This is a genomic window from Mycobacterium neglectum, from assembly GCF_002591975.1.
Lineage (GTDB): Bacteria > Actinomycetota > Actinomycetes > Mycobacteriales > Mycobacteriaceae > Mycobacterium > Mycobacterium neglectum.
In genome coordinates, this window is sequence record NZ_NVQE01000002.1 from 232,174 (window position 1) to 255,349 (window position 23,176).

The following is a 23,176-nucleotide window of genomic DNA, read 5'->3' on the forward strand; positions in this document are numbered from 1 at the left end:
GACCGAATTCGATGCCTCACAGGTCCAACACGACACCCTGACGCGGCTGGGCCGAACAGATCAGCACGGACCCCTCCGCGGGCAGTTCGAGGGGCGGCTGCCGATAGGTGACGGTCCCGTCCACCAACGGCGTCACGCAAATATGACACACGCCGCTGCGGCAGGAGAACCGTGTCGGAACATCGCAGGCCTCGGCGAGTTCGAGAATGCTGTCGTAGTCCTCCGACCAGTCGACGGTGATCCCACTGCGCGCGAAAGACACTGCCGGCCCTGCGCCCGGCGGCCCGTCGGGCAGATGTGGTGCCCGGTGCGGCGCGGCCGTGATGCCAGGGTTGATCGGCGGCAGCGCGCCGAAGAGTTCGGAATGTATCCGTGACTCCTCGATCCCCGCCCCCGCCAGCGCGCTGCGCATCTCGGCCATGAACGGTTGGGGCCCGCACAGATACGCGATCGCCGTGTGTGGCAATCCGAGCGCACCAATCGCCGCCGCGTCGGGTCGGCCGGACTCCGCGGTGAAGAACACGCGCTGGCGCGCATTGGCCAGCGAGTCGATCAGCTCGCTGACCTCTGGGCCGAAGGCGAGGCTCTTCGCGTCACGCGTGATGTGCAGCCACCAGACTTCCCGCTCGCTGTGCTGCGCGCCGAGAGCGTGCAGCATCGCCAGAACCGGGGTGACCCCGATACCCGCCGAAACGAGAACGACCGGATCGGCGTCGTCTTCGAGATAGAAGTCGCCGCGTGGCGCGGCCGCCGCCACGACGGTCCCGGCACGGACGTTGGCATGGATCCACCCGCTCACGCGACCGTGTTCTTCGCGCTTGACGCTGATCCGATACCGCGCGCCTGAGCTCGACAGCGAATAGCTGCGCAGTGCCGGGAGTTCGCCGTCGGGAACCCGCAGCGTCAGGAACTGGCCCGGCCGCGCAGCAGGCAACATCGCGCCGTCGGAGGCCTCCAGTTCGATGGACATGACGGCCGGGCTTTCGCGGCGGGTTTGCGCGACGCGCAGTGTGCGGAATCCGTGCCACCCCGGTTCGACGCCGACGGGCGGGGGCGATGTGGCAGCAGGGTTGTCCTGGACGGCAAGCAATTCGGCGAAGGACTGCTGCCAGCCCGGGCTCAGCGCAGGCACGTCGACCGCCTTGCGGAGCATGCCGACATCTCGGTCCGGGAGATACAGCAGCGCATCGATATCGGCGACGCTCAGTTCGTGACGACCCCGTCGCGTCCGCACGATCTCGTCGCCCGCCACGACACGGCCTTCGGTGATGACGCGAAAGTAAAACCCTGGGCGGTGATGGGCGACGAGGAGATTGGGCATCTCGGGCTCGCCGAGTCGCATACCGACCCGAAAGCACGTCACCCGCGGTTGGGTGACCTCGAACTCGGCCTCCCCGATCCGGTACCGGTCGCCGATGCACACCTCGTCATCGCCGAGACCGGTGATGGTGAAGTTCTCGCCGAACATGCCGGGCCGCAGGTCGTCGCGCCCGAAGTGGCGCTGCCAATGGTCGTAGGACTCCGTTTGGTACACCATGACCGCGCGTTGCTCACCGCCGTGACCGCCGAGGTCGCCCTGTCCATCACCGTCGATGTTCAGTCGCCGCACCATGACCGGGCCACGCACCGGTTCCTTGTATATGCCGGTGTGAACGGTCTTACCCCGCCACGCCACGTCCGCGGGTTTCCCGACGTTGACGGACACCAGAACACTCACAGCTCACCTCCCGTGCGGGCCCGGCGGTAGTGCCTTCTGGCCTTCATCCGGTTGCCACAGATGGCCATCGAACACCATCTCGCGGTGTTCGGCTTGCTGCGATCGATGAGGAACAACCGGCAGTCGGAGTTCGCGCACGACCGCAACCGGCCGGGACTCGAAATTCGCAGCGCATCCCAGGCCAGGACCGCGCGCGCGGCGCCGCTGGCACCACCGTCGACGTCCACCCGCCAGTCCAATCCGTCGGCTCCTGCGACGGGCCGCAGGCGGACGTCCTCGACGAACCGTTTGAGGGCCTTGGGTCCAGCCTCGCCACGCACCACTTTCTGCAGGACCGAGCGCGCTTCGAGTAGTGCGGCCTCCTCCGTCTTGGTGGTGGCGATTCCGTGGGCACGCATCCAGGTTTTCGCATCCGCTGAATTGGCGAGGCCGTCGTGCACGATGCCGTCGATCACCGGCGTTGTGTTCAGTAAGTCGAGCAGAAAGGCCTCGTCGGAAGGTTCAACCGCCACCAGGTCCATATCTAACCTCCAAATTGATATTGACAGGTTACATGAGAAGGAGTTCACTGTCACTAACCGATAAACCCAATCAAAGGAGTTAGTCATGGGAGTCCAGGTCCACCATCGCTACACCACCGTCAGCGGCCATCGGCTGTTCTACCGCGAAGCGGGTCCGCACGACGCACCGACGCTGGTGCTTCTGCACGGCTTTCCCACCAGCTCGTTCATGTTCCGCGATCTGATCCCCCGGTTGGCCGACCGCTATCACGTGATCGCGCCGGACCACCTCGGCTTCGGGCTGTCCGACGCACCCACCGTCGCGCAATTCGACTACACCTTCGACGCGTTGGCCGATCTCACCGAAGGACTGCTCGACCAGCTGGGCCTGACCCGATACGCGATTTACGTCCAGGATTACGGCGCCCCCATCGGCTGGCGGCTGGCACTGCGGCGTCCGCAGGCGATCAGCGCGATCATCACGCAGAACGGCAATGGTTACGACGAGGGCTTCGTCGAGAGCTTCTGGACGACGGTATGGGACTACCAGCGCGAACAGACCCCCGACACCGAGGCAGGCGTTCGCGCCGCGCTGGATGTCGATGGAATCAGGTGGCAGTACGTGACCGGCGTCGGCGACGAATCGCTCGTGAGCCCGGACACTTGGACCCACGACGTGGCCCTGGTGAGCCGGCCCGGAAACGACCAGATCCAGCTCAAGTTGTTCCGCGACTACGCGACCAACGCACCGTTGTACCCGGCGCTGCACGACTACCTGCGGACGAGCAGGGTACCGGTGCTCGCCGTGTGGGGTCACGGTGATCCGATCTTCGGGCCCGACGGTGCCCGCGCCTTCGAAAAGGACGCTCACGACGCAGAGATTCATCTGCTCGACGGCGGCCACTTCCTGCTGGAAACCGCCGCCGAGGAAGTCTCTGAGTTGATGCTCAGCTTCCTGCACCGAGTCAACGCGTAAATAGCAAGAGAAGGGACACGACAATGGGATTGGCATGGCAACAAGGCCCGCTGGCGGCGGGATCGATCGGCCGTTTCCTCACCGCGCAACCGATGCCCGAAAACCTGCTGTACGCCGAGCCGCTGCGCCGGCGGATGCGGGTCCGCGTGGACGACGACTGGATCGCCGACAGCGAGAACGTGTTGGCGCTTCACGAACCGGGTCGCTACCCCGTCGCCTACTTTCCGCTCGACGATGTCGTTGACGGAGTTCTGGTCGCCGAGGAGCGGGTCACAGGGCACGGCGATCTCGGCGACATGCAGTGGTACACCGTGGTCGTCGGCGAGCGCCGACTCCCCCACGCCGCGTGGCAGCATACGGCGCTGCCCGCCTATGCCACCGAGCTGACGCACCGCGTCGCATTCGCGTGGCGGGCGATGGACGGCTTCTACGAGGAGGACGACCGCATCGTCGGGCACGCAGCCGACCCGTACCATCGAGTCGACATCCGGAACACCTCACGCCACCTCGTCGTCCGCGACGGTGACCGGGTGATCGCCGACACCCACCACCCGGTGGTGCTCTACGAATCCGGCTTTGCACCGCGCTGGTACGTCCCGCGCGAGGATATCGACGAATCACAACTCGAACATGTTGAGGGCCAGACGTTCTGCCCCTACAAGGGGCTGGCCGACTACTACACGATCGGCGACCACAAGCGGGCCGCGTGGTCGTATATCGACGCGTGGCAGGAGTCCGCCCGCGTCAGCAATCTGGTCTCCTTCGAACCCGACAAGATCGAGGTATGGCTCGACGACCGCCGCTTGCATCTCGAACCGGGACAATCAGTCGTCGCCCACGGTGTCGACCGCGGCCTCGACTCCGACGAGGTGCTGCGAAGCCGCGCACGGAGCGCAACGTGAAGGCCACACTGGAAGTCGTGATCCTGCCGGTCTCCGACGTCGACAAGGCGCTGGACTTCTATCGCGACAAACTCGGGTTCACCCTCGACGTCGACTACACGCCGACACCGGACTTTCGCGTCGCCCAGCTCACTCCGCCGGGGTCGAGCACCTCGATTCAGTTCGGCCTGGGACTGACCGACGCACAACCCGGTTCGGTGCAGGGCCTCTACCTCGTCGTCGACGACATCGTCGCGGTGCGCGAGGAACTGGTCGACCACGGCGTCGGCGTGACCTCGATCCGGCACAAGAACGTCGACGACGGCCAGTGGCGCGTGGTCGTTTCCACTTGGGCGCGGATCCACGCAGGACCGATTACGCCAGCTTCGCCGACTTCAACGATCCGGACGGCAACACCTGGGTCCTTCAGGAGCGTGGCAACCGCAATGAATGACCGTCCCGCGGTGCTGGTCTTCGATGTGAACGAGACCCTGATCGACATCACCTCACTCGAGCCCCTTTTCGAGACGGTGTTCGGCGACCGCAGCGTGCTACGCGAGTGGTTCAACCAGCTCGTCATGTACTCGATGACGGCCACCCTTTCGGACAACTACGTCGACTTCTTCACGCTCGGACAAGCCGTTCTACGGATGATCGGCGACACTCGCCACGTGCTGATCGCCGACGGCGATCTCGACGAACTCGCATACGGAATGCGCACCATGCCCGCTCACTCCGATGTCGCAGATGGGCTCGCGAAGCTGCGGGCGCACGGCTATCGGCTTGTCACCCTGACCAATTCACCGCCGAGGCCGGGTGCGCCGACGCCGTTGGAGAGCGCCGGCCTCGCCCAATTCTTCGAAAAGCAGTTCAGTGTCGACACCTGGCGTGTTTTCAAGCCGTCGCCGCGGCTGTACACGGGCGTCGCCGAGCAGCTGGGGGTGGTGGCGACGGACTGCATGATGGTCGCCGCCCACGTCTGGGACACCATCGGTGCACAGTCGGCGGGTTTCCGCGGCGCGCTGATCACCCGCCCGGGCAACGCCGCGCTGCCCAGTGTCGAGTTGCCTCAACCGGATGTGGTCGTCGCAGACCTGGAGGAACTGGTCGAGCGGCTCGGCTAGCGCGGCTTCAGACCGTGAAGCCCAGTGCGCGGAGCTGTTCGCGGCCGTCCTCGGTGATCTTGTCCGGACCCCACGGCGGGTTCCACACCCAATTGATCTTGATCTCCTTGACCAGGCCGCTTCCGACCAATGCGGTCCGCGACTGGTCTTCGATCACATCGGTCAACGGGCAGGCCGCCGACGTCAACGTCATGTCGATCAACGCGATGTCGCCCTGCTCCCCTTTTTCGATGCCGAAGCCGTAGACGAGACCAAGGTCGACGACGTTGATCCCGAGCTCGGGGTCGACGACGTCGCGCATCGCCTCTTCGAGATCGGCGAGCATCTCCTCGCTAGGCACTGCGGTGTCGCTCATCTGACATCTCCTCACTGGCCTGCGCCAACGCATCCTTGAAAGCCATCCAACCCAGCAGCGCGCATTTCACCCGCGCCGGGTACTTCGAGACACCGGCGAACGCGATGCCATCTCCGATTACATCTTCGTCGCCCTCGACGGCACCGCGGGACGAAATCATCTCGGTGAACGCCGCGACAGTCGCCAGCGCCGCGCCGACGTCCTGGCCGATCACCTGGTCGGTGAGCACCGAGGTCGCCGCCTGGCTGATAGAACAACCCTGCCCGTCGTAGGAGATGTCGTCCACACGCTCACCGTCGTCGGACAACGTCACGCGCAGCGTCACCTCGTCCCCGCAGGTGGGGTTCACTTGGTACGACTGCGCGTTGTACGGCTCGCGCAGCCCCCGGTTATGCGGGTGCTTGTAGTGATCGAGGATCACTTCCTGATACATCTGCTCGAGCCTCACGCGAAGAACTCCACCGCCCGGCGCACACCGGCCACCAGCCGGTCCACCTCGTCATGGGTGTTGTAGACCGCGAACGACGCCCGTGCGGTGGCCGCGATGCCGAATCGCCGATGCAACGGCCACGCGCAATGGTGTCCCACCCGCACCGCGACGCCCTCGTCGTCGAGGACCTGGCCAACGTCGTGAGCGTGCACGCCATCGAGCACGAACGACACCGGCGAACCGCGGTTCTCGAGTGACTCCGGTCCGATGATGCGCACGCCGTCGATGGCCGAGAGCCCTCGCAGTGAGGCAGCCACCAACTCGGCCTCGTGCGCCTCGACGGCGGGCATGCCGATCTCGGTGAGATACCGTGCGGCCGCGGCGAGTCCGACGACCTGAGAGGTCATCGGCGTGCCTGCCTCGAAGCGCTGCGGCGCGGGCGCGTAAGTGGTCGTCTCCATCGTCACCGTCTCGATCATCGATCCGCCGGTGATGAACGGAGGCAGCACATCGAGCACCTCGCGCCGGCCATAGAGCACGCCGATGCCGTTGGGCCCCAGCATCTTATGCCCGGAGAAGGCCGCGAAATCGACGCCGAGCCCATGGAAGTCGACCGGCTGATGTGGCACCGACTGGCAGGCATCCAGCACGGTCAGCGCGCCGACCGCACTGGCTCGCGTCACCAGTTCACCGACCGGTGCGACGGCACCGGTGACATTGGAATGGTGGCTGAAGGCAACGAGTTTCACGCGGTCGTCGAGCTCGAGCGAATCGAGATCGATGCGTCCGTCGTGGGTGACGCCGTACCAGCGCAGCGTGGCGCCGGTGCGCCTCGCCAGTTCCTGCCATGGGATGAGGTTCGCGTGATGTTCCAGCTCCGTGGTGACGATGACGTCGCCAGGGCCGATGGCTTTCGGGAATCGATCGTCGCCGACCGCGTAGGACACCAGGTTGATGGCTTCGGTGGCATTCTTGGTGAACACCAGTTCGTCGGTGTCGGCGCCGACGAAGGCCGCGATGTCGGCGCGACCCTGTTCGTAGGCGTCGGTGGATTCCTCCATCAGCTGGTGGGCACCGCGGTGGACCGCGCCGTTGGACGTGGTCAAGAACTCACGCTCGGCGTCGAGCACCTGCAGCGGCCGCTGCGAGGTGGCGCCGGAATCGAGATACGCCAACTGGTTTCCGCCGCGCATGACCCGCCGCAGAATCGGGAAGTCCGCCCTGATCCGGGTGACATCCAACGTCTGCGCCGACGTGGTCATGTCAGGCTCCGACCGCCTGGGAGAAGCGTTCGTATCCGTTGGCGTCCAGTTCGTCGGCCAGTTCGGGACCACCGGACTCGACGATCCGACCGCCGACGAACACATGCACGAACTGTGGCTGGATGTAGCGCAGGATCCGCGTGTAGTGCGTGATGAGCAGCAGTCCACCGTCGGCCGACTCGGCGTACCGGTTGACACCTTCGCTGACGACGCGCAGTGCATCGACGTCCAGACCGGAGTCGGTCTCGTCGAGGATCGCGATCTTCGGCTTGAGCAACTCGAGCTGGAGGATCTCGTGGCGCTTCTTCTCACCGCCGGAAAAGCCTTCGTTGACACTGCGTTCGGAGAACGACGGGTCGATGTCGAGGCCTTCCATGGCGCTCTTGACCTCTTTGACCCAGTGCCGCAGCTTGGGGGCCTCACCCCGCACGGCGGTGGCGGCCGTACGAAGGAAGTTCGACATTGACACGCCTGGCACCTCGACGGGGTACTGCATGGCGAGGAACAGTCCGGCGCGGGCGCGTTCGTCGATGCTCATCTCGAGCACATCCTGTCCGTCCAGCGTGATCGAGCCGGACGTCACCGTGTACTTCGGATGGCCGGCGACCGCGTAGGACAGCGTCGACTTCCCGGATCCGTTGGGGCCCATCAGGGCGTGTGTCTCCCCCGAGTTCACGGTGAGCGTGACGCCCTTGAGGATCGGGATGTCGGTCCCGTCTTCCTTGGATACGACGCTGACGTGCAGGTCCTTGATTTCCAGCGTGGTCATGAGGTGGCCGTCCTTGATTCCGTTATCTGTAGTTCGTGTTCGATGGCCTCGGTGAGGCGTTCTCGCACCGCGGGCACAGCGATCTTGCCAATCAGTTCGCCGAAGAAGCCCCGGACGACGAGTCGTCTGGCCTGGTCCTCGGGAATACCGCGCGCCTGCAGGTAGAACAGCTGCTCGTCGTCGAAACGTCCGGTGGCGCTGGCATGTCCGGCGCCGGCGATCTCGCCGGTCTCGATCTCGAGGTTGGGTACCGAGTCGGCGCGCGCGCCGTCGGTGAGCACCAGGTTGCGGTTGGTCTCGAAGGTGTCGGTGCCCGTCGCCGCGGCCCGGATCAGCACGTCGCCGATCCACACCGTATGCGCGTCTGGCTTGGCGGAGTCCGGATCACCTTGCAGCGCACCCTTGTACGTGACGTGCGAGCGGCAGTTCGGCTGAGCGTGGTCGACCAGCAGGCGCGATTCGAAGTGCTGGCCGTCGTCGGCGAAGTACAGGCCGAGCAGCTCGGCGTCCCCGCCTGGCGCACAGAACTTCGTCCGCGCGGTGAGCCGCACCAGGTCACCGCCCAGGGTGACCGCCACGTGCCGCAGCACCGCATCCTTGCCCAGCGCGGCGTGATGGGTGCTGACGTGCACGGCGTCGTCGGCCCAGTCTGCGATCGAGACGACGGTCAGCCGCGCGGCGTCCGCGACGACGAATTCGACGTTGTCGGCGTAGGTTCCGCTGCCGCGATGATCGATGACGACAACGGCCTCGCCGAGCTCGCCCACCCGCACCTGCAGGTGGCCGTAGGCCGTCGCTCCCGCACCGGGCCCGGTGACACCGATTTCGATGGGCTCCTCGCAGACGACGCCCTTCGGGACGGTGACCAGGGTCGCGCTGTCGAACGACGAGAAAGCCTGGGCGGCAACTCGGTCCGCGGGCGTCCCGGCCTGTCCGAGGCGCTCGTCGCCGCGCCGCACCGTCTCGACGGTGACGCCTTCGCATACGGAGACCTCGATGACGGCAGTGCCGTTGGCGGAAGCGGAGCCGTCGTGCAGCCCGCGCAGGCGCTTCAGCGGGGTGAAGCGCCAGATTTCGTCGCGGCCACCGGGCACCTCGAAAGCGTCGACGTCGAACGACGTGAACAGCTCGCCTTTGTTGGCACCCTCGACCGCAGTGGTGAGGTTCTGAGTCACTAGCCGACCGCGCCTTCCATCTGCAGCTCGATCAGGCGGTTCAGCTCGAGCGCGTATTCCATCGGCAGTTCCTTGGCGATCGGCTCGACGAAGCCGCGCACCACCATGGCCATCGCCTCGTCCTCGGTCATGCCGCGGCTCATCAGGTAGAACAGCTGATCCTCGCTGACCTTGGACACGGTCGCCTCATGACCCATCGTGACGTCGTCCTCGCGGATGTCGACATACGGGTAGGTGTCACTGCGGCTGATCGTATCGACAAGCAGCGCATCGCATTTGACCGATGAGCGCGACCCATGTGCTCCTTTGTTGACCTGAACCAGGCCACGGTAGGACGCGCGACCACCGCCGCGTGCGACGGACTTCGACACGATGTTGCTCGACGTGTTCGGCGCCAGGTGGAGCATTTTGGCGCCGGTGTCCTGATGCTGACCCTCGCCCGCGAACGCCACCGACAGCACCTCGCCCTTGGCGTGCTCACCGGTCATCCACACGGCGGGGTACTTCATTGTGACCTTCGAGCCGATGTTGCCGTCGACCCACTCCATCGTGGCGCCGGCTTCGGCCCGCGCCCGCTTGGTGACGAGGTTGTACACGTTGTTCGACCAGTTCTGGATGGTGGTGTATCGGCAACGGCCACCGGGCTTCACGATGATCTCGACGACCGCCGAGTGCAACGAGTCGCTCTTGTAGATGGGCGCAGTACACCCCTCCACATAGTGCACGTAAGCGTCCTCGTCGACGATGATCAGGGTGCGCTCGAACTGACCCATGTTCTCGGTGTTGATCCGGAAATAGGCCTGCAGTGGGATGTCGACGTGGACGCCCTTGGGCACGTAGATGAACGAACCACCCGACCACACTGCGGTATTCAACGCGGAGAACTTGTTGTCACCGGCGGGGATCACTGTCCCGAAGTACTGCTTGAACAGTTCGGGATGCTCACGCAGTCCCGAATCGGTGTCCAGGAAGATGACACCTTGGGCCTCCAGATCCTCGCGGATCGAGTGGTAGACGACCTCCGACTCGTACTGCGCGGCGACACCGGACACCAGGCGTTGCTTCTCCGCCTCGGGGATGCCGAGCCTGTCGTAGGTGTTCTTGATGTCGGCGGGCAGATCGTCCCACGTGGCGGCCTGCTTCTCGCTGGAGCGCACGAAGTACTTGATGTTGTCGAAGTGGATGCCCTCGAGGTTTGAGCCCCAGTTCGGCATCGGCTTCTTGTCGAAGGTGCGCAGCGCCCGCAGGCGGGTTTCCAGCATCCACTCCGGTTCGCTCTTCTTCGACGAGATGTCGCGCACCACAGCCTCGGACAGACCGCGCTGGGCGCTGGCGCCCGCTACGTCCGAATCCGCCCAGCCATAGCCGTAGCGACCCAGCGACTCAATGGTCTGCTCCTGGGTCAGGGCTTCGGGGGTGGTCGTCATGTCGACGCTCCTAGCTTGCTTGTTGTGGTGGCTTCGGCGGGGGCTGTATGCCGAAGGTTGTTCTCGGTGAGCGGCACGTGCGTCGTGCACGCGCAGTCACCGTTGACGATCGTGGCGAGCCTTTGTACGTGCGTACCCAGGATCTCGGCGAAAGCCTCTCGCTCGGTCTCGCACAATTCCGGGAACTCTTCGGCAACGTGCGATACCGGGCAGTGATGCTGGCAGAGCTCAATTCCGTGCAATGGTCCGCTCACTTCGGTGGCGGTGGCGGCGTACCCGGCGGTGGTCAGTGCGCCCGCCACGCGGTCGACAACCGATTCAACGTCATCGGGCCCCTCGGTTACTCCCGAGAGGATGGTGTCGATGCGGCGGCGCGCGAATGTCCGTACGGCGTCGTCGCCGCCGATTTCCCGCAGCTGGCGCATCGCCGCGGCCGCCAGGTCGTCGTAGGCGTGGCCCATCTTGGCGCGTCCGGCGGAGCTGAGCCGGTACCGCTTGGCGGGCCGTCCGCGGCCGCTGTGCTGCCAGGCCGCCGCTGCGCTGGACTGCGCGTCGCCCGCATCCATGAGTGCGTCGAGGTGCCTGCGAATGCCTGCGGCCGAAATCCCCAGCTGCTCGCCGATCTCACCTGCGGTGATGGGTCCGGACTCCAGCAAAAGCTGGACGATCGCGCCACGCGTGTGGCGGTCACCGTTGTCCGGAACGAATTTCACAACACCATTGTGTCGGAATTCCGAAACCGGGTCTAGCAAGGGCACCCTTACGTGAGCGCCGTCATACGATCGCCCTGTGAGCAAAGAGAATCGGCGTGTGGTCCTGGCCAACCGCCCTACCGGACTGGTCGACGAGAACACACTGCGCATGGAGTCGGAACCGGTGCCAGAACCGGCGGACGGCGAGGCCCTGGTGCAGGTCCGATATCTGTCGATCGACCCGACGATTCGCACGTGGATGGACGACGTGCCCAGTTACCTGCCGCCGATCGGAATCGGCGAGGTCATCCGCAGTGGTGGCGTCGGTGAAGTGATCGAGAGCCGGACCGACGCCTATCAACCCGGCCAGCTGCTCTTCGGAATGACGGGGTGGCAGGACTACGTGATCGCCGACGCGGGCGAGAAGTCGATGCAGGTACTGCCCGATGGCGTGCCACCGGGGATTGCGATCGGCATCCTCGGAGTTACCGGAATGACCGCGTATTTCGGCCTTATCGATGTCGGGAAGGTCACCGAGGGCGACGTGGTGGTCATCTCCGGCGCCGCGGGCGCCACGGGGTCCGCTGCCGGGCAGATCGCGAAGATCAAGGGCGCGAAGAAGGTCGTCGGCATCGCCGGCGGAGCCGAGAAGTGCGCCTACATCGTCGACGAGCTCGGCTTCGACGAGGCGATCGACTACAAGAACGACAATGTCGCGGCGCGGCTGCGCGAAGCCTGCCCGGACGGCATCGACCTGTACTTCGACAATGTCGGCGGCTCAATTCTCAACGACTGCCTGGCGAATCTGGCGCTGCGCGGCCGCGTCGTACTCTGCGGCGCAATCTCCACCTACAACGACGACGGCCCGCCGACCGGCCCCAGTAACTACCTGACCCTGCTGGTGCGCCGTGGGCGCATGGAGGGCTTCATCATCATCGACTACCTCGACCGCTTCGGACCCGCGCAGATGGAGATGGCGGGCTGGATCGCCGAAGGCAAGATCAAGTCGTCGGAGCACATCGTCGAAGGGCTCGAGAAGGCGCCTGACGCGCTGAACCTGTTGTTCACCGGCGGCAACACCGGCAAGGTGATCGTCGCGCTCTGACCGCTACGCTGCACTGATGGCCGCCAGTCCCGGGTCCCTCAGCTCGTCGATTGCCCGCTGGCATGCCGACGAGCGCGCCGTCGGCTCGCCGCTCAACGACGCCGAGGTCATTGCGATGCGGCGGACGCGCCTGTTCGGCGCGACGGGCACCGTGCTGATGGCCATCGGCGCACTGGGCGTCGGCGCCCGCCCGGTGGTGCAGGATCCGACCTTCGGCGTTCGTCTTCTCAATCTGCCGTCACGGATCCAGACGGTCTCGCTGACCATGACGACCACCGGCGCGGTGATGATGGCGCTCGCGTGGCTGATGCTCGGGCGATTCGCCCTCGGCCAACGGCGGATGTCGCGCAGCCAGTTGGACCGCACCCTGCTGCTGTGGGTGCTGCCGCTGCTCATCGCGCCGCCCATGTACAGCCGCGACGTCTACTCCTATCTGGCGCAGAGCGAGATCGCCATCAAGGGCCTGGATCCCTACCGCGTCGGTCCCGCGCCCGGCCTCGGCTTGGACCACGTCTTCACGCTGTCGGTGCCGAACATGTGGCGCGAAACGCCTGCGCCGTACGGGCCGCTCTTCTTGTGGATCGGTCAGGGCATTTCGGCGATCACCGGCGAAAACATCGTCGCCGCGGTGCTGTGTCATCGCTTGGTGGTGCTGCTCGGTGTCGGCCTGATCGTCTGGGCCACACCGCGTTTGGCGCGGCGGTGCGGCGTGGCGGAGGTGAGTGCGCTGTGGCTGGGCGCGGCCAATCCGCTGTTGATCATGCATCTGGTGGCGGGCATTCACAACGAGGCGCTGATGCTGGGCCTGATGCTCGCAGGCACCGAGTTCGCGCTGCGCGGTATCGATGCCGTCCGCCCACTGATCCCGAAACCACTGGCCTGGCCACAGGGCCCGGAGGATTGGGCACGGTGGCGGCCGGCGCTGATGCTGTTGGTGGGCGTGGCGCTGATCACGATGTCCTCTCAGGTCAAGCTGCCGTCGCTGCTCGCCCTCGGCTTCGTCGCGATGGCGCTGGCGTGTCGATGGGGCGGCACTTTCAAGGCGTTCATCCTGGCCGGCGGATCACTCACGGCGGTGTCGGTGGCGGTGATGGCGCTCATCGGCTGGGCCAGCGGCCTCGGCTTCGGGTGGCTCTTCACGCTGGGTACGGCGAATGTCGTGCGCAGCTGGATGTCGCTGCCGACACTGGCCGCATTGGGCACCGGCCAGGTCGGTATCCTGCTCGGGCTCGGCGACCACACCACCGCGGTGCTCGGCCTGACCCGTGCGATCGGTGTCGTCATCATCGCCATGGTGGTGACCTGGCTGCTGCTCCTCGTGCTCCGCGGACGCCTGCACCCGGTCGGCGGTCTCGGCGTCGCCCTCGGGCTGACCGTGCTGCTGTTTCCGGTGGTCCAGCCCTGGTACGTGCTGTGGGCAGTCATCCCACTCGCGGCGTGGGCCACCCGCCCCGCCTTCCGAACGACGACGATCGTGGTCACCCTCGTCGTGGGCATCTTCGGCCCGACCGCCAACGGCGACCGCTTCACGTTGTTCCAGATCCTGCTGGCCGTGGTGGCGAGCACGGTGATCGTCCTGCTGCTCATCGCGCTGACCCACAACCATCTGCCCTGGCGCAGCATGCCTCCCGAAGACGCCCCACCAAAGGCCGAGCCACCGCCGACACCGCCGGTGAAGCCCGACGCCTACGCTGAATCCCCGTGACCCAACCTCCGGTCCCCGTGCGCCTACGCGGCGTCAGCAAGCGGTACGGGTCGACGACGGCGGTTTCGGGCCTCGACCTCGATGTCGGGACCGCCGAGGTGCTTGCGCTGCTGGGCCCCAACGGCGCGGGCAAGACCACGACCGTCGAGATGTGCGAGGGGTTCACCAAGCCCGACTCGGGCACGATCGAAATCCTCGGGCTGGATCCGTTCGGCGACAACGCCGCAGTGCGCGAACGGATCGGCGTGATGCTGCAGGGTGGCGGCGCGTACCCCGCGGCGCGGGCCGGCGAAATGCTCGATCTGGTTGCCGCCTACGCCGCGAACCCGCTGGACCCGAAGTGGTTGATGGACACGCTCGGCCTGACCGACTCGGCGCGCACGACCTACCGCAGACTCTCGGGCGGCCAGCAGCAGCGGCTGGCCCTTGCGTGCGCTGTGGTGGGCCGACCGGAGCTGGTGTTCCTCGACGAGCCGACCGCAGGCATGGACGCGCACGCCCGAATCGTGGTGTGGGAGTTGATCGATGGGCTGCGCCGCGACGGAGTGACGGTGGTGCTGACCACCCATCAGTTGGCCGAGGCCGAAGAACTGGCCGACCGCATCGTCATCATCGATCGCGGCGTCGCAGTCGCCAGCGGAACACCAGAGGAACTGATGCGCAGCGGTGCCGAGAACCAACTGCGGTTCCGCGCACCACGCATGCTCGACCTCTCGCTGCTGAGGTCCGCGCTCCCTGAGACATACAAGACCTCCGAGACGGCACCGGGCGAATACCTTGTCGAGGGTGACATCGATCCTCAGGTGCTGGCCACCGTGACTGCGTGGTGTGCGCGGGTCAACGTACTCGCTACCGATATGCGGGTGGAACAGCGCAGCCTCGAAGACGTGTTTTTGGAACTGACCGGGCGGGAGTTACGACCGTGAATCGCTTCGCGCCAGGCACCTTCACGCCCGATCCACGTTCGGCCACCGTGCAGAAGATGCTGACCGCACAGTTCGGCCTCGAGCTGAAGCTGCTGCTGCGCAACGGTGAACAGCTCCTGCTGACGATGTTCATCCCGATCACCTTGCTGGTGGGCCTGACGTTGCTGCCGCTGGGTTCGTTCGGCGACAACCGAGCCGCGACGTTCGTTCCCGCGATCATGGCGCTGGCAGTGATTTCGACCGCCTTCACCGGGCAGGCCATCGCCGTGGCGTTCGATCGCCGCTACGGCGCCCTCAAGCGGTTGGGCGCAACGGCGCTGCCGGTGTGGGGCATCATCGCAGGCAAATCACTGGCCGTCGTGGCCGTCGTGTTCCTCCAGGCAATGGTGCTGGGCGCCATAGGGTTTGCGCTCGGCTGGCGTCCGGCCATTGCGGGTTTGGCGCTTGGAGCCGCGATCATTGCGCTGGGCACCGCCGGTTTCGCCGCACTCGGTCTGCTTCTGGGCGGCACGCTGCGCGCCGAAATCGTGCTGGCGGTGGCCAACCTGCTGTGGTTCGTGTTCGCCGCTCTCGGTGCGCTGACGCTGGAGGGCGGCATCGTGCCGACCGCACTGACGTGGGTCGCGCGCCTGACGCCGTCGGGGGCGCTGACCGAAGCGCTGTCGCAGGCGATGACGCCGTCAGTTGACTGGTTCGGCCTGGCGGTGCTCGCGGTGTGGGGCGCCGTTGCGGCCCTGTGTGCCCTGCGCTGGTTCCGCTTCACCTGACGATTTCAGTTGCGGCAGCAGATATTCCAGTTGCCCGACTTCTTCGATGTTGTGCTTGACCCAGGCGTGCACCTTGTCCTGCGGAAAGCGGCGCGCCACGACCTTGTTCGCGAAGGAGAGCGCTGCGGACCGGACGCCGAGGTCCATCACGGTCACATAGTGCGCACCGCTACTGCCCGCCGACCACGTGTGCTCCAGTTGGAAGACCGGAATCCCCGCGATCCGCTTGACCAACCGGATACCCGACTCGTCGAGTTTCTCGACGCGGGCGATCTCATCGATCTTGTATTCGGGCCTGCCGCCGAACGCCTCGACCATGCGGAACCGTGCGCCCTCGGCGGCACCGCCGCCAGGCGCCGACCGCGCGAGTTCCCATGTGATGTGGTCGATGGGATGCCAGGCCAGATAGCGGTCGATGATCTCGCCGCCATAGGCGATCGTGCCGCCGAGGTGGGTGAACCAGTCGAGCAGCATGGACGGCGTGATGCCGGCCAGCGGGCGGTGGTCGATGGTGATGCGACGCCGACCATGAGGATGGTCGGTGTACTGGACCGTCGCGGTGTCGACGGCACGGAGCGGATAGAGCACCGGACGAGTCATCGGAATCCTCCAAGATACGTTAACGTTTCTTACGTCCCCGAGGCTAAGCTGTCGCCGTAAGATACGCAAGCGTTTCTTTGGAGGTCCTGGTGCGACGACGTCACGGCGACGAACTGGATGCGGCGATCCGTGCCGCCGTCCTGGGACTGCTGGCCGAGCACGGTCCATCGGGGGTGACCATGGAGGCCGTCGCCGCCGCCGCTCAGACCAGCAAGCCGGTGCTGTATCGGCGCTGGCCGGACCGCGGCTCGCTGTTGCGCGACACCCTGCTGCGGATCGCGACCACGGCGATTCCCCACGAGGACACCGGCAGCTATCGCAGCGACATGCTCGCGATCCTGCGCGGGTGGGCGGCGCTGTTCACCGGGCCCGAGTCCCCCGTGCTTCGTGCCGCCGTCGCAGCCGCCGCCCACGATCCGGAGCTGACCGCGGCGTTTCAGCAGGACGTCATCGGCTGGCGCAAAGAGGAAATGGCTGCGCTGCTGGCCCGCGGCGTCGAACGTGGTGACGTGCGTCCGGACGTCCCCGTCGAGATCGCGCGCGAGCTCGGGCAGAGCGTCCTGTGGCACCGGCTGTTGATCACCGGCGACCCGATCACCGACGATCTGGTGGTGCAGCTGGTCGACGAAGTCCTGGTGCCGTTCGTGGCGCCGCGCGCATAGGCCATCCCTACTACGGGCTGTAGTTACTCCTGCTCTACCATCGATCCGTGCCCGTCGGACGAATCTTCCTGCGGCTGGTCGATCTTCTGCCGTTGCCGAGCCTGCGTGTCCAGCGCGCGATCGCCGCCGCCGTCATCCTGACCCAGGGCGGCATCGCAGTGACCGGCGCGATCGTCCGCGTCACCGCTTCTGGCCTCGGCTGCCCGACCTGGCCCCAATGTTTCCCCGGCAGCTACATCCCGATCCCGCACCCCGAGGTCGCGGGCATCCACCAGGCCGTGGAGTTCGGCAACCGGATGATCACGTTCTTGGTGGTGCTGACCGCCGCGCTGGCGGTACTGGCCGTCACGCGTGCGCGAAGGCGCCGCGAGGTCCTGATCTACGCGTGGCTGATGCCGGCGTCGACCGTGGTGCAGGCCGTCATCGGCGGCATCACGGTGCTCACCGGCCTGCTGTGGTGGACGGTCGCCATCCACCTGCTGGCGTCGATGACCATGGTGTGGGTTTCGGTGCTGCTCTACGTCAAGATCGGCGAACCCGATAGCGGCGTTGTCCGGCACCGAGTTCCGAAACCATTGCGCCAGTTGACCATTCTCAGCGCGATCGCGCTGGCCGCAGTGCTCGTGACCGGAACACTGGTCACCGGCGCAGGCCCGCACGCGGGCGACAAGAGCATCACCCAGCCGGTGCCACGGTTGCAGGTCGAGATCACCACCCTCGTGCATATGCACTCCTCGTTGCTCGTGGCGTACCTGTCGCTGCTCGTCGCGCTTGGCTTCGCCCTGCTCGCCGTGCGCGCCCCGCGGCCGGTCAGGCTGCGGCTCGGGGTCCTCGTCGGGCTGGTGTGCGCGCAAGGAGTCGTCGGCACCGTGCAGTACTTCAACGATGTCCCGGCGACGCTCGTTGCCATCCACGTCGCCGGTGCGGCCGCGTGCACCGCGGCCACCGCCGCGCTATGGGCGTCGATGCGAGAACGGGCCGAGACCACGACGCTCGAGGGTGTCCTCGACCCCGACGACGAAGTCGCGCTGCCTGCGCGACCGCGTGGCGGCGTTTAACTGCCGCCAACCCAGCGACGGCTCGACGAGCTCGAGTTCCAGGAGCTTCGGGTCGGTCGGCCCGCCGAGCAGATCAACCCGGGCGTACAGCAGTTCGGCGACGTCGATGCCCAGGTGGGCGGCCGCGGCGGCCAGTGCCGCATGGCCGACGTCCCACAGCTCGAAGTCCGGATCGGCCGGTGTCAGCGACTCCTCGGCGTACGTGCCGGAGTCGTCGAAGGCGGGCCGGCTGCCCGGCGACGGCAGGATGGGCCCCTTGGTGAACGCATGTGACTGACGGCCACCAAGGAAGACCAAAGCGGTCTCGCCGTCCTCGACCCGGTCGTCGTAGGGCTGCACCAATGCCGTCCGGCCATCGGAATGCAGCGCCGCCACGTGGGCGCGGGCTTCATCGCTGTCGCTGAAACGCTGTGCACCAACGGATCCGGCACCGACCGCGGGCTTGACCACGAGCTCGCCTGACGGTAGCTGCACCCGCTCGCCCGGTGCGAAAAACCGGCTAGGAATGACTGGAACCCCGGCCGTGGCGAGGTCGGCGAGGTATCGCTTGTCGACATTCCAGGCGACCACCTCGGGCGCATTGGCCAGGTTGGGAACTTTCGTCGTCCAGTACAGGAACTCGTCGAGGCGGTCGATGTAGTCCCACGTCGCGCGGAGGATCACCAGGTCCGCCTCCAGCGTGGCCGGGTCATCCCAGGACAGCCAGCGCGCATGGAGACCCCGTCTGCGCAGCGCGACGACCAGTTCGGCGTCGTCCCCGTCCCCCTCGGGCAGCGCCGCACAGCCCGCGAGCACGATGCGGGGATGGAAGACGTCGGGGCGGGCGAGTTTCATACCAAGGCAGGATAGAAGGATGTACGCCATCGAAGTCGCCGAGACCGGCGGACCAGAAGTCCTGACCTACGTCGAGAAGCCGCAGCCGAGCCCGGGGCCCGGCGAGGTACTGATCAAAGCCGAGGCGATCGGCGTGAACTTCCTCGACACGTATTTCCGTTCGGGGCTCTACCCACGGGAGGTGCCCTTCGTCCTCGGCAATGAGGTGTGCGGCACCGTGGAGGCCGTCGGCGACGAGGTGGCGGCGCTGAGCGTGGGCGATCGGGTGGTCACCGCCCAGGCCAACGGCGCCTACGCCGAATACGCCTTGGCGACAGCTGATTTCTGCGCCTATGTGCCCGACGGTGTCAGTTCCGATGCTGCCGCCGCGTCGCTGCTCAAGGGGATGACCGCGCACTACCTGATCTTCTCGACGTACGCGGTGCAGCAGGGCGACGCCGTTCTGGTGCACGCCGGAGCGGGAGGCGTCGGCCTGATCCTCACTCAATGGGCCACCAGCATGGCAGCGCGGGTGATCACCACAGTGTCCACACCCGAGAAAGCCGAGCTGTCGCGGGCCGCGGGTGCCGTCGCTGTTCTCGACTACCCCGACGATCCCGCAGAGTTCGGCGCCAAGATCAAAGAACTCACCGACGGCGGCGTCGCCGTTGTCTACGACGGCGTCGGCGCCGACACGTTCGACGCCAGCATCGCCAGCCTCGCCGTCCGCGGCACGCTGGCGCTGTTCGGCGCATCCAGCGGACCGGTCCCTGCGTTCGATCCGCAACGGCTGAACGCCGCAGGCTCGCTATTCCTGACCAGGCCGACGCTAGTGCACTACACCCGCACGCCCGACGAATTCGCCTGGCGTGCAGGAGAACTGCTCGATGCTATCGGCAGCGGCACCATCAATGTCACGGTCAGCGAGCGCTATCGCCTTGAGGATGCCGAACAGGCCCACCGGGACCTGCAGGGGCGCAAAACAGTCGGCTCGGTGGTACTGGTGCCCTAGAGATGCAGCAGCGTCGGCAGATCCAGTGCCGAGTCGACCGCCAGCGCGCAGAACACTACGGCCAGGTAGTTGTTCGACTGCAGGAACAGGCGCAGCGGTTTGACCGGCTCGCCCCGGCGCACGCCACTGTGGAGCTGATGCGCCATCACCAGGAACCACGCTCCGGCCAGAATGGCGACGGCCGCGTAGAGCCAGCCGGTGGCCAGGGCCAGCGCAAGGGTCGCTGTCACCGTCAGCCAGGTGTAGATCAGGATCTGCTTGGTCACCTGTCGCTCGGTGGCCACCACGGGCAGCATCGGTACCCCGGCCGCTGCGTAGTCCTCCTTGTAGCGCATTGCCAGCGCCCAGGTGTGGGGCGGCGTCCAGAAGAAGATGATCGCGAACATCACCAGCGCGGGCCATTGGATGGTTCCGGTGACCGCCGACCAGCCGATCATCACCGGCATGCAGCCGGCGGCGCCGCCCCACACCACGTTCTGCGTGGTGCGGCGCTTGAGCAGCAGCGTGTAGACGAGCACGTAGAACGCGATCGTCGCCCCGGCCAGGTGCGCCGACAGCATGTTGGTCGTCCACCAGAGCCAGAAAAACGAGCCGACGGAAAGCATGAGCCCGAAGACCAGCGCATGGCTGCGCGGGACGGTGTCGCGGGCCAGCGGGCGGCGCTCGGTGCGCTTCATCTTCTTGTCGATGTCGGCGTCGGCCACACAGTTCAACGTGTTGGCCCCCGCCGCCGCCAGCAAGCCACCGAACAGCGTGTTCAGGATCAGCAATGGGTCGACCGTGCCGCGGTTGGCCAGCAGCATGGCCGGAATGGTCGTGACGAGCAGGAGCTCTATGACGCGCGGTTTCGTCAGCGAGAGGTAACCGAACAGCGTGGTGCGCAGGCGGCCTTGCGTCCCGACGGGGAGCTGGCTCTCGCGAATGTCCACGCAGTAACTCCTTGAAATGGCTGCAGCGCGCGCGGCGTCTACTACAGAGGATGGTAGACCGCTGCTGAACGGCCGCCTAATCGTCCCCCAAGCGGCCTGCAACGGATGACTATCCCGCACTAGGGTGTTTGAAGAGGCAGCTTGCCGAGCACAACCGTCGACCAGGAGAGGGCGCCTGTGACCACGCTCGAAGAAATTTCCACCCTTACCCGTCCGCATCACCCCGACGATTGGGCCGACGTGGACTCGGTTGCGGTCGACACCGTCCGGGTGCTGGCAGCCGATGCGGTGCAGAAGGTGGGTAACGGGCACCCCGGTACGGCAATGAGCCTGGCGCCGTTGGCCTACACGTTGTTCCAGCGACAGATGCGCCACGACCCGAGTGACGTGCACTGGCTCGGCCGCGACCGGTTCGTACTGTCCTGCGGGCATTCCAGCCTGACGCTGTACATCCAGCTCTACCTCGGCGGCTTCGGCCTCGAGCTGGACGACATCGAGTCGCTGCGCACATGGAAGTCCAAGACGCCCGGCCATCCCGAGTTCCGCCACACCAAGGGTGTGGAGATCACCACCGGGCCCCTGGGTCAGGGCCTGGCCTCGGCGGTCGGCATGGCGATGGCGTCGCGTTACGAGCGTGGCCTGTTCGACCCAGACGCACCTGCCGGCGAGAGTCCGTTCGACCACTTCATCTACGTCATCGCCTCCGACGGCGACATGGAGGAGGGCGTCACCAGCGAGGCCTCCTCGCTGGCAGGGACTCAGCAGCTCGGCAATCTCATCGTGTTCTACGACCACAATCAGATCTCCATCGAGCACGACACGAATATCGCTCTTTCCGAGGATGTTCCGGCGCGCTATCGCGCATACGGCTGGCATGTCCAGGAGGTCGAGGGCGGCGAGAACGTCACCGGAATCGAAGAAGCCATCGAGGCGGCACGCAGGGTCACCGACAAGCCGTCGTTCATCTCGGTGCGGACGATCATCGGCTACCCCGCACCCACGAAGATGAACACCGGTGGCGTGCACGGGTCGGCGCTGGGCGACGAAGAGGTGGCCGCCACCAAAAAGGTCCTTGGCTTCGATCCCGACAAGACGTTCGAGGTGCGCCCCGAAGTCATCGAGCACACCCGCAAGCTGGTGGAGCGCGGTAAGGAGGCCCACGAGAAGTGGCAACCGCAGTTCGATGCCTGGGCCGAGCGCGAACCCGAGCGCAAGAAGCTACTGGACCGCCTGCTCGCACAGGAACTGCCCGAGGGCTGGGACGCCGACCTGACGTACTGGGAACCGGGCAGCAAGGCACTCGCCACCCGCGCAGCGTTCGGTCAGGTGCTCAACGACGTGGCGGAGAAGCTACCTGAACTCTGGGGCGGCTCAGCTGATCTCGCGGGCAGCAACAACACCACGATCAAGGGGGTCAAGTCGTTCGGGCCGCCGTCGATTTCGACCGAGGACTTCACGGCCGACTGGTACGGACGGGTGCTGCACTTCGGCATTCGCGAGCACGCGATGGGGTCGATCCTGTCCGGCATCGTGCTGCACGGTCCGACCCGCGCCTTCGGCGGAACGTTCCTGCAGTTCTCCGATTACATGCGCCCGGCGGTACGGCTGGCGTCGCTGATGGATATCGACACCATCTACATCTGGACCCACGACTCCATCGGCCTCGGTGAGGACGGCCCGACGCACCAGCCGATCGAACACCTCGCCGCGCTGCGCGCCATCCCGAACCTTTCGGTGGTACGGCCCGGAGACCCCAACGAGACGGCGTACGCGTGGCGCAGCATCCTGGCCCGCGGTAATGGCAGCGGCCCCGTGGGTTTCATCCTCACGCGTCAGGGCATTCCAGTGCTGGAGGGCACGAGTTCCGATGGCGTGGCCAAGGGCGGTTATGTACTCGGCGGCGGAAACCCCGCCGACGACGCCGACGTGATCATCATCGGTACCGGCTCGGAGCTACAGCTCGCGGTGGAGGCCAAAAAGCTCTTGGCCGAAAAGGACATCACCGCGTACGTGGTGTCGATGCCGTGTGTCGAGTGGTTCGAATCGCAGCCGAAGGAATACCGCGATTCCGTTCTCCCCCCGTCGGTTTCGGCGCGAGTCGCCGTCGAGGCGGCGGTTGCGCAGAGCTGGTACAAGCTGGTGGGTGACACCGGGGAGATCGTGTCGATCGAGCATTACGGCGAATCGGCCGACGACAAGACGCTGTTTCGCGAGTTCGGTTTCACCCCCGAGGCCGTCGCTGCCGCCGCCGAGCGATCCATAGAGAACTAGAACGCAAGAGAAGGGCAACA

23 protein-coding genes and 1 pseudogene are annotated in these 23,176 nt (G+C 66.1%); 12 read left to right on the plus strand and 12 right to left on the minus strand.

Features of this window, described 5'->3' with window-relative positions:
* Window positions 1–16: 16 nt before the first annotated feature.
* A complete protein-coding gene (locus tag CSQ99_RS03105; RefSeq protein ID WP_099037567.1) occupies window positions 17–1,717 on the minus strand; it encodes an MOSC and FAD-binding oxidoreductase domain-containing protein in 1,701 nt (566 codons plus the stop codon).
* Window positions 1,714–2,238 carry a CGNR zinc finger domain-containing protein gene (locus CSQ99_RS03110; RefSeq protein ID WP_099037568.1) on the minus strand — a complete coding sequence of 175 codons (525 nt, stop codon included), beginning with the start codon at window positions 2,236–2,238 and terminating at the stop codon, window positions 1,714–1,716. Before CSQ99_RS03110 ends, CSQ99_RS03105 begins: the two co-directional genes overlap by 4 nt.
* Window positions 2,239–2,323: 85 nt before the next feature.
* Between CSQ99_RS03110 and CSQ99_RS03115 the strand changes: the two genes are divergently transcribed.
* From CSQ99_RS03115 to CSQ99_RS03130, 4 genes and pseudogenes are all read left to right on the plus strand, one after another.
* Complete coding sequence (locus tag CSQ99_RS03115; protein ID WP_099037569.1) at window positions 2,324–3,193, plus strand: alpha/beta fold hydrolase; 870 nt, start codon at window positions 2,324–2,326, stop codon at window positions 3,191–3,193.
* Window positions 3,194–3,216: 23 nt separating this feature from the next.
* On the plus strand, window positions 3,217–4,095 hold the full coding sequence (locus CSQ99_RS03120) for a DUF427 domain-containing protein (RefSeq protein WP_099037570.1): 879 nt from the start codon (window positions 3,217–3,219) through the stop codon (window positions 4,093–4,095).
* Window positions 4,092–4,528, plus strand: a pseudogene (locus tag CSQ99_RS03125) (VOC family protein). Before CSQ99_RS03120 ends, CSQ99_RS03125 begins: the two are co-directional and overlap by 4 nt.
* On the plus strand, window positions 4,521–5,198 hold the full coding sequence (locus CSQ99_RS03130) for a haloacid dehalogenase type II (protein WP_099037571.1): 678 nt from the start codon (window positions 4,521–4,523) through the stop codon (window positions 5,196–5,198). The pseudogene CSQ99_RS03125 and the gene CSQ99_RS03130 overlap by 8 nt, the downstream one beginning before the upstream one ends.
* 7 nt (window positions 5,199–5,205) lie before the next feature.
* On the opposite strand, the gene CSQ99_RS03135 is transcribed toward CSQ99_RS03130, so the two are convergent.
* From CSQ99_RS03135 to CSQ99_RS03165, 7 genes are read right to left on the minus strand one after another with little or no spacing between them, the layout of a single operon-like run.
* Entirely contained in the window at window positions 5,206–5,553 is a 348-nt protein-coding gene (locus CSQ99_RS03135; protein WP_099037572.1) for a metal-sulfur cluster assembly factor, read from the minus strand.
* Window positions 5,531–5,986 carry a Fe-S cluster assembly sulfur transfer protein SufU gene (gene sufU, locus CSQ99_RS03140; RefSeq protein WP_176560853.1) on the minus strand — a complete coding sequence of 152 codons (456 nt, stop codon included), beginning with the start codon at window positions 5,984–5,986 and terminating at the stop codon, window positions 5,531–5,533. Before sufU ends, CSQ99_RS03135 begins: the two co-directional genes overlap by 23 nt.
* 11 nt (window positions 5,987–5,997) lie before the next feature.
* A complete protein-coding gene (locus CSQ99_RS03145) occupies window positions 5,998–7,245 on the minus strand; it encodes a cysteine desulfurase (protein WP_099037574.1) in 1,248 nt (415 codons plus the stop codon).
* Between the two features lies 1 nt (window position 7,246).
* Window positions 7,247–8,014 (minus strand): Fe-S cluster assembly ATPase SufC, encoded by a 768-nt coding sequence (gene sufC / locus CSQ99_RS03150; RefSeq protein WP_099037575.1) that lies wholly within the window; start codon window positions 8,012–8,014, stop codon window positions 7,247–7,249.
* On the minus strand, window positions 8,011–9,189 hold the full coding sequence (gene sufD / locus CSQ99_RS03155; RefSeq protein ID WP_099037576.1) for a Fe-S cluster assembly protein SufD: 1,179 nt from the start codon (window positions 9,187–9,189) through the stop codon (window positions 8,011–8,013). The genes sufC and sufD overlap by 4 nt, the downstream gene beginning before the upstream one ends.
* Entirely contained in the window at window positions 9,189–10,616 is a 1,428-nt protein-coding gene (gene sufB, locus CSQ99_RS03160; protein ID WP_099037577.1) for a Fe-S cluster assembly protein SufB, read from the minus strand. The genes sufD and sufB overlap by 1 nt, the downstream gene beginning before the upstream one ends.
* Complete coding sequence (locus tag CSQ99_RS03165) at window positions 10,613–11,329, minus strand: helix-turn-helix transcriptional regulator (RefSeq protein WP_099037578.1); 717 nt, start codon at window positions 11,327–11,329, stop codon at window positions 10,613–10,615. The genes sufB and CSQ99_RS03165 overlap by 4 nt, the downstream gene beginning before the upstream one ends.
* A gap of 76 nt (window positions 11,330–11,405) precedes the next feature.
* Between CSQ99_RS03165 and CSQ99_RS03170 the strand changes: the two genes are divergently transcribed.
* Genes CSQ99_RS03170 through CSQ99_RS03185 form a run of 4 tightly spaced genes read left to right on the plus strand, consistent with a single transcriptional unit; the run spans window position 11,406 to window position 15,811 of the window.
* A complete protein-coding gene (locus CSQ99_RS03170; RefSeq protein WP_099037579.1) occupies window positions 11,406–12,413 on the plus strand; it encodes an NADP-dependent oxidoreductase in 1,008 nt (335 codons plus the stop codon).
* Between the two features lie 16 nt (window positions 12,414–12,429).
* On the plus strand, window positions 12,430–14,118 hold the full coding sequence (mptB, locus tag CSQ99_RS03175) for a polyprenol phosphomannose-dependent alpha 1,6 mannosyltransferase MptB (RefSeq protein WP_099037580.1): 1,689 nt from the start codon (window positions 12,430–12,432) through the stop codon (window positions 14,116–14,118).
* Window positions 14,115–15,044: an ABC transporter ATP-binding protein gene (locus tag CSQ99_RS03180; RefSeq protein ID WP_425437761.1), complete on the plus strand. Its 930-nt coding sequence runs from the start codon at window positions 14,115–14,117 to the stop codon at window positions 15,042–15,044. Before mptB ends, CSQ99_RS03180 begins: the two co-directional genes overlap by 4 nt.
* Window positions 15,041–15,811, plus strand: coding sequence for an ABC transporter permease (locus CSQ99_RS03185; protein ID WP_099037581.1), 771 nt, complete (start codon window positions 15,041–15,043; stop codon window positions 15,809–15,811). Before CSQ99_RS03180 ends, CSQ99_RS03185 begins: the two co-directional genes overlap by 4 nt.
* On the opposite strand, the gene CSQ99_RS03190 is transcribed toward CSQ99_RS03185, so the two are convergent.
* Entirely contained in the window at window positions 15,725–16,411 is a 687-nt protein-coding gene (locus tag CSQ99_RS03190) for a hypothetical protein (RefSeq protein WP_099037582.1), read from the minus strand. The two genes, CSQ99_RS03185 and CSQ99_RS03190, sit on opposite strands and share 87 nt — an antisense overlap.
* 89 nt (window positions 16,412–16,500) lie before the next feature.
* On the opposite strand from CSQ99_RS03190, the gene CSQ99_RS03195 reads away from it, so the two are divergent.
* Both CSQ99_RS03195 and CSQ99_RS03200 read left to right on the plus strand, forming a co-directional pair.
* Window positions 16,501–17,073, plus strand: a complete 573-nt coding sequence (locus tag CSQ99_RS03195; RefSeq protein WP_099037627.1) for a TetR/AcrR family transcriptional regulator — start codon at window positions 16,501–16,503, stop codon at window positions 17,071–17,073.
* Window positions 17,074–17,147: 74 nt separating this feature from the next.
* Window positions 17,148–18,131: a COX15/CtaA family protein gene (locus CSQ99_RS03200; protein WP_245908656.1), complete on the plus strand. Its 984-nt coding sequence runs from the start codon at window positions 17,148–17,150 to the stop codon at window positions 18,129–18,131.
* Here the strand turns inward: CSQ99_RS03200 and CSQ99_RS03205 are convergent.
* Window positions 18,027–18,965 carry an ATP-grasp domain-containing protein gene (locus CSQ99_RS03205; protein WP_099037584.1) on the minus strand — a complete coding sequence of 313 codons (939 nt, stop codon included), beginning with the start codon at window positions 18,963–18,965 and terminating at the stop codon, window positions 18,027–18,029. The genes CSQ99_RS03200 and CSQ99_RS03205 overlap by 105 nt on opposite strands.
* Before the next feature lie 19 nt (window positions 18,966–18,984).
* Here CSQ99_RS03205 and CSQ99_RS03210 point away from each other — a divergent pair, with 19 nt between their 5' ends.
* Complete coding sequence (locus CSQ99_RS03210; protein WP_099037585.1) at window positions 18,985–19,956, plus strand: quinone oxidoreductase family protein; 972 nt, start codon at window positions 18,985–18,987, stop codon at window positions 19,954–19,956.
* Here the strand turns inward: CSQ99_RS03210 and CSQ99_RS03215 are convergent.
* Window positions 19,953–20,885 (minus strand): heme o synthase, encoded by a 933-nt coding sequence (locus CSQ99_RS03215; protein ID WP_099037586.1) that lies wholly within the window; start codon window positions 20,883–20,885, stop codon window positions 19,953–19,955. The two genes, CSQ99_RS03210 and CSQ99_RS03215, sit on opposite strands and share 4 nt — an antisense overlap.
* A 177-nt stretch (window positions 20,886–21,062) precedes the next feature.
* Here CSQ99_RS03215 and tkt point away from each other — a divergent pair, with 177 nt between their 5' ends.
* Window positions 21,063–23,156 carry a transketolase gene (gene tkt, locus CSQ99_RS03220; RefSeq protein WP_099037587.1) on the plus strand — a complete coding sequence of 698 codons (2,094 nt, stop codon included), beginning with the start codon at window positions 21,063–21,065 and terminating at the stop codon, window positions 23,154–23,156.
* Window positions 23,157–23,176: the final 20 nt, after the last annotated feature.

Coding starts and splice junctions, on each gene's coding strand:
- CSQ99_RS03110 (WP_099037568.1), bottom strand. CDS start 2,238: ATGGACCTGGTGGCGGTTGAACCTTCCGACGAGGCCTTTCTGCTCGAC.
- CSQ99_RS03115 (WP_099037569.1), top strand. CDS start 2,324: ATGGGAGTCCAGGTCCACCATCGCTACACCACCGTCAGCGGCCATCGG.
- CSQ99_RS03120 (WP_099037570.1), top strand. CDS start 3,217: ATGGGATTGGCATGGCAACAAGGCCCGCTGGCGGCGGGATCGATCGGC.
- CSQ99_RS03130 (WP_099037571.1), top strand. CDS start 4,521: ATGAATGACCGTCCCGCGGTGCTGGTCTTCGATGTGAACGAGACCCTG.
- CSQ99_RS03135 (WP_099037572.1), bottom strand. CDS start 5,553: ATGAGCGACACCGCAGTGCCTAGCGAGGAGATGCTCGCCGATCTCGAA.
- sufU (WP_176560853.1), bottom strand. CDS start 5,986: ATGTATCAGGAAGTGATCCTCGATCACTACAAGCACCCGCATAACCGG.
- CSQ99_RS03145 (WP_099037574.1), bottom strand. CDS start 7,245: ATGACCACGTCGGCGCAGACGTTGGATGTCACCCGGATCAGGGCGGAC.
- sufC (WP_099037575.1), bottom strand. CDS start 8,014: ATGACCACGCTGGAAATCAAGGACCTGCACGTCAGCGTCGTATCCAAG.
- sufB (WP_099037577.1), bottom strand. CDS start 10,616: ATGACGACCACCCCCGAAGCCCTGACCCAGGAGCAGACCATTGAGTCG.
- mptB (WP_099037580.1), top strand. CDS start 12,430: ATGGCCGCCAGTCCCGGGTCCCTCAGCTCGTCGATTGCCCGCTGGCAT.
- CSQ99_RS03190 (WP_099037582.1), bottom strand. CDS start 16,411: ATGACTCGTCCGGTGCTCTATCCGCTCCGTGCCGTCGACACCGCGACG.
- CSQ99_RS03205 (WP_099037584.1), bottom strand. CDS start 18,965: ATGAAACTCGCCCGCCCCGACGTCTTCCATCCCCGCATCGTGCTCGCG.
- CSQ99_RS03210 (WP_099037585.1), top strand. CDS start 18,985: ATGTACGCCATCGAAGTCGCCGAGACCGGCGGACCAGAAGTCCTGACC.